This is a genomic window from Moorena sp. SIO1F2, from assembly GCF_010672755.1.
Classification (GTDB): domain Bacteria; phylum Cyanobacteriota; class Cyanobacteriia; order Cyanobacteriales; family Coleofasciculaceae; genus Moorena.
Genome location: NZ_JAAHFV010000401.1, coordinates 1 through 5,534 on the forward strand (window position 1 = coordinate 1; position 5,534 = coordinate 5,534).

4 protein-coding genes and 1 pseudogene are annotated in these 5,534 nt (G+C 44.3%); 3 read left to right on the plus strand and 2 right to left on the minus strand.

What is annotated here, in order from left to right; genetic code table 11:
- Positions 1-182, plus strand: a pseudogene (locus F6J94_RS29325) (hypothetical protein); the annotation flags it as partial.
- A 176-nt stretch (positions 183-358) separates the two neighbouring features.
- On the opposite strand, the gene F6J94_RS29330 reads toward F6J94_RS29325, so the two are convergent.
- Entirely contained in the window at positions 359-1,417 is a 1,059-nt protein-coding gene (locus tag F6J94_RS29330; RefSeq protein ID WP_293030090.1) for a mannose-1-phosphate guanylyltransferase, read from the minus strand.
- A 455-nt stretch (positions 1,418-1,872) separates the two neighbouring features.
- On the opposite strand from F6J94_RS29330, the gene F6J94_RS29335 reads away from it, so the two are divergent.
- Both F6J94_RS29335 and F6J94_RS29340 read left to right on the plus strand, forming a co-directional pair.
- A complete protein-coding gene (locus F6J94_RS29335; protein ID WP_075899763.1) occupies positions 1,873-3,312 on the plus strand; it encodes an LCP family protein in 1,440 nt (479 codons plus the stop codon).
- Positions 3,313-3,342: 30 nt separating this feature from the next.
- Positions 3,343-3,852: a pentapeptide repeat-containing protein gene (locus F6J94_RS29340; RefSeq protein WP_293046804.1), complete on the plus strand. Its 510-nt coding sequence runs from the start codon at positions 3,343-3,345 to the stop codon at positions 3,850-3,852.
- On the opposite strand, the gene F6J94_RS29345 is transcribed toward F6J94_RS29340, so the two are convergent.
- Positions 3,838-4,548, minus strand: coding sequence for a GDSL-type esterase/lipase family protein (locus F6J94_RS29345; protein ID WP_293046805.1), 711 nt, complete (start codon positions 4,546-4,548; stop codon positions 3,838-3,840). The two genes, F6J94_RS29340 and F6J94_RS29345, sit on opposite strands and share 15 nt — an antisense overlap.
- Between the last annotated feature and the right edge of the window lie 986 nt (positions 4,549-5,534).

Here is a 5,534-nt window from a genome sequence, read left to right on the forward strand (position 1 = left end):
TCTTAAAATCCATACTTTTTCGGTTCCCTGTTCCCTGTTCCCTGTTCCCTGTTCCCTGCTCCCTGTTCCCTGTTCCCTGTTCCCTGTTCCCTGTTACCTGTTCCCTGTTCCCTGTTCCCTGTTCCCTGTTCCCTGTTACCTGTTCCCTGTTCCGCTGTTTATACACTTCATCGCTAGCCTAACTTTGTCTATTTTTTTTCTATAGTTTTTTCTAGTTCAGATTAGATAATTTAGTCAGAAAATTAAGAGCACCACTGACTAATTAATAATGATAAAACCCTGAACTATATATTATGAAGCACTCTGACGTTCAGCATAATTATAATGTGGTTAACCTATAAAAGTGAGAAGCCATTAATTACAAAAAATCTTGAAATTTTTTATTTTGGAGAACTTTGATAGCTTTTTTGATGTCCTGGGTACGGTCTTTTTTGGCAATTAAGGTAGCATTGCGATCGCGTACCACCACCACATCGTCTAAACCAATAGTAACAATCACCTCATCGTCACTACTAGAGTAGACAATTGCTCCTTGAGTATCCAGTTCTACATGATTAGCCATTGCGACATTTTTAGCATCGCCATTATGCAAGCGTTCTAAGGCATTCCAATCTCCCAAATCATCCCAACCAAAGGAGGCTGGTAAAACATAAGCTAGCTTTGTTTTTTCCATCAAAGCATAGTCAATACTTTTCTTCTCTAGCTCAGCATAAGCCGCCACACCTTTTTCTTCTAAAGGGGCAATAATTTCTGGTGCATGGGTGCGCAATTCATCTAAAACTACCCCAGCCCGGAAAATGAACATCCCACTGTTCCAGCTGAATCGACCAGTAGACAAAAATTCCTCAGCCGTCTCCTGGTTAGGCTTTTCGGTGAACCGACTGACCTGATACACTGGCAATCCCTCAAACGTGCCAGTCTTATCACCTTGCTCAATGTAACCGTAGCCTGTAGAAGGGTATTGGGGGGTGATGCCTAAGGTTACAATCGATGACTCAGCGGCAGCCAATTGAGCAGCCGCCTTGATAGTTTGCTGAAACCCTTGCTCATCTTCAATCCAGTGGTCAGCAGGGAAAAAGCCCACTACCGCATCTTCTCCGTAAGCCTTAGCAATCTCTAGAGTTGCCCAAGCAACCGCTGGTGCTGTATCCCGTCCTTCTGGTTCCGCTAATAGATGCTTCTGGGGTAATGATGGTAGTTGTTGAGTCACTCCCTCAGCTAACATAGCAGAAGTAATCACCCACAAGTGTTCTGGCCCGACCGTCAGCTTACTCAATCGGTCAGCCGTTGCCTGCAAAAGACTCTTGCCACTACCATCCAAACATAAAAACTGCTTGGGTCGGTGCTTACGGCTCAACGGCCAAAACCGTTCTCCTTTGCCACCAGCAAGAATCACAGGGATGAGAGAGTTATCCATGATGTAGCCTTAACTGTAGTTTTCTGCTACATACTAACCTCACTTTCCCTGATTCAGCTGCTATTGGCTGTAGATTATGAAAAATGGTTAAAGTACTTCTTTAGCCATTACATTAGTTCTTACATTAGTCCTTAAATTAGTCATTTGTCCACCAATTCCTTCATCCCTGTTCAGGGATTGCTGTTGTGCATTGATCACAAAGGACTAATCACTCTTAGATGTTCCTCAAAGCGCTTTCACCAGGAGCTTTAGCCGTGGGTAGCCAAAGCGCTTTTTTCAATTAAGCCACTTTGAAGGTAGGCAAAATGCTTTATTGGCTTTGACTTACAGACTTATAGACTTATAGGCCAACAACAATATCTTAAACTGTACCCAAAGGCTACAGTTTAATTGGATAGCCAACTATAGGCTTGGAACTTGAATCCTTTAACAGTCATCACAATTCATAGGTAGATTTGGATACAGGTGTGATTAATAATGCCTCAGCTTCAACACCCCAACCATCACCCCAAGAGGGTGATACAGGAGTTTCCTACTCTCAGCTTGACCTGACTACAGACCTAGACGCTTCTGTGTCTGGATTAAGATTAACCTTTGCCCCCTATTTGCGGTGGGTATTCTGGAGTAGCGCTTTTGTCCTGACAGCAGTTATTTCTGCGGCTTTGGGAGCTACCTTAGCCCTAGTTACCCCATTGTCGCCCCTGATTAAATCCCATTCTCAACCCGAAAAGGCTAAAATCCCCCAGAATCAACCAGCCGCTTCTGAGCACAAGTCTTGGCGTAAAAGCTTTCCCTACAACCTGTCACGACCGGTGAATATCCTGGTGATGGGCATAGACCGAGTCCCAGATGCGTTGCCAGGTTCCCCAGAGGTTTTTGGTGGTCGCAGTGATACCCTATTGCTGTTGCGCTTAGACCCCAAGGACCACTCCGTGAATATGCTTTCAATTCCACGGGATACGAGAATAGAAATTCCCGGTGTTGGGATAGTTAAAATTAACGATGCCAATGTCAAAGGTGGATCTACCTTAACCGCAGAAGTGGTTAGCCGTACCTTAAATGATGTGCCAATTGATAGGTATGTGCGCATTACCACTGATGCATTTCGGGAACTTGTGGACTTGGTCGGTGGGCTGGAAGTCTTTGTGCCTGAGAGGATGGAATATGTAGATCTCACTCAGAAACTGGAAATTGATTTAGAACCAGGGTGGCAAACCTTGAATGGAGACCAAGCCGAACAATTTGCTCGATACCGAAAAGACAATGGTGATATTGCTCGGATACAGCGGCAGCAGATCTTACTCAAGGCACTGCGCCAGCGTTTAGTTACTCCCAGTGTCGTGCCTCGTTTACCAAAAATCCTGCGAGTGATGCAGCAGTATATTGATACTAATCTTAGCTTAGAGGAAATCTTGGCACTGGTCGGTTTTGGTCTAGAGGTTGGCAAAGATAATATCAGAATGGTACTCTTGCCCGGTCGATTCAGCAAGGCTGATGAATACATTGCCAGTTACTGGCTGATGAATTCACGAGGGCGAGACCGAGTGATGAGTGAGTATTTCGAGCAAGAGCCCAAATACAAGAGTTCATTAAAGCGCCGCCGTTCACCCCATCGGGTCAGAATTGCAATTCAAAATGCTACCGATGACCCAGAACTTGGTCGCCGTGTTGCCCGGTATTTAGCCAGAAATGACTTCTACAATGTCTATTATGTCTCAGATTGGCCTGACCGCTTGTCCCAGACTGAGATTATTGTTCAGCAAGGGGACATAAAAACAGCAGATATTGTCAAAAAAGTCCTGGGACTAGGTAGAGTAGAAGCATCCTCTACTGGTCATCTCAAATCTGAGCTGACGATTCGAGTCGGTGAAGATTGGTTAGAGAGGGAGTTTTAGGCTTTAAGTTTTAAGGAGTCAGGTTGACAAGTGATTAGGGTGATTTGGCGACGCTTATTGGGACTAATTTTAGTTCTGGTTATGGCTTGGCTATGGGTGCTTTTATCGGCTACTCCTGCCTATGCTCAGGAGAATACAGTAAATCATGCCCTTACGGATTTGAGTTATCATGACTATTCCAATCAGAATTTAGTTGGTGGGGTATTTGCAGGGGCTGAAATGCGAGGCATAAACTTCCAAGGTGCTGACCTGAGTGGATCTATCTTCACCAAGGCCAATTTATTGAAAGCCAATCTCGAAGGTGCAAATCTGACCAATTCTTTGGCAGATCGGGTATTTTTAGACCAAGCTATTTTGACCAATGCTATTTTGACCGATGCAATTATGAATAGCACCAGGTTTTACGATGCCGAGATAACTGGTGCTGATTTTACTGATGCCTTGATTGACCGCTATCAGGCTAAACTGATGTGTAAGCGTGCTACTGGGGTAAATCCTGTAACTAAAATCTCGACACGGGATAGTTTAGGCTGTCGCTAGGCTTAAGGAGTTGAGTTGGGCTAAGGGGTTCCAGAGCAGGATGTCTTGTAATAATTGCTGATAACCAGCCACATTGGGATGGAGACCATCTGGAGATAGGTGTTGGAAGCACCAATCATAACCACGGGACGTCCATAAATCAAAAATGTCCAGATAGGGAATTTGACGCTTCAGACACGCAAGGCGAGTTGCTTCTTTGTAGTAGTACTGGTCAGCATGAGTGTAGTAAAAACAATCGAGAAAGGGCATTTTCCTTTCATCAACTGGTACCATGCCCACAAATAGCACTGGACAGAGTTGCTGAGCTAGCTCAAGCAGATTGGCTAGTTCTTCCTGGAAACTCTCAAAATTAGTAAAATTCTTGCCATCGGGACGTCCTAAACGGGCTGAATCGTTAACGCCCACCGATAAAATAATGGCATCTGGTACACGGTTTCTGAGTTCACCACGACTGCGAAATTCATGTTCTAGTCGCTTGTGGACTTGGGTAACCCCATCACCCCGAACTCCCAAATTGTAGAGTACATGACCAGGACTATCGGGTAACATCCACTGACGTCGCAGTCGCTCTACCCAGCCGCCACCTTCTGGATCTCCAAATCCATAGATCAGACTATCTCCGAGGACAACGAACTTCAGGGGAGTTCTTTGAAGCTGATGGAATGACTCAAAGCTAGGAGCGGCAAGTGTTTGCATAGACAAGATTTATTTGGTCAGATAATTGTTAACAACTCGACACACTCTTGATAGCTTAGCAATGGTATGATTTTTTGTATATGTAAAAGGTACATCTACCACAGGAGTCAATCTAAGTACTCTGACCCCTAAGGTAGCCCATCAATGCGATCGCATCGGTGCTGCGATACTATTGAGAGATACCATGTACAGACCCCATTTACCAAAAATTTTGGGTTTAAAGCCCCGTCCTTCTAGGACGGCTTTTGATTGAAACAAGAAAAAAACTTAATATTATACACGAAGTTTGTTGTATAATTAAGATAGGTACAGGCTGCAAAACCGTTGGCTCAGCCGGGAGAGAGACCCGTCACTGATTGACCATAAAGGAGTAATGCCTAGAGGGTAAGGAAAGTCCTCTTAAAAAACCTAATCGTCAATTAACAGTTGGCGTGTGAACCCAGAAAAATCACTATGCACGATAAGCAAGGTACGGTGGGGTTAGAAGTTACCGTAATCAGAGGGTCGCCTTTAAGGGTTACAGGCTATGCATAAAAGGGTTAAAACTTTTTTATTAAGGCGACCCTCTTCTAAGGTTTCGTCTCCGGCACACCGAAACCTGAGCAAAGGAAGAGAAACAGACTTTTTAAGGCACTTCCAATAAGTACTTAAACGCCTAAGAAGAACTGCCCTCTGGGTCTGTCGTGAATTGACTGGGAATTTGGTCTTGAACGGATTTGCGGGTTTTGTACTGTCCCATTTTTGGCAGAGTCAAAGATAGGAACTCGGCGGTTTAAGGCGGTTCGTTGATCTAGGAATCCCCGCTATGCGCAAGGCGGAGAGTGTCAAACATAAGTAGGCTGGGATAGTTTGGTAGAACTTCCCAGCCTTGGTTAGATATATAGTTTCGGTATAGTTAGTAGATGAGATATAGATAGTACAAATTCACTGTTCTTTCTTATTATTGTCATACATAGCAAGCAATGTAAGTAGCAATCACGCAACTT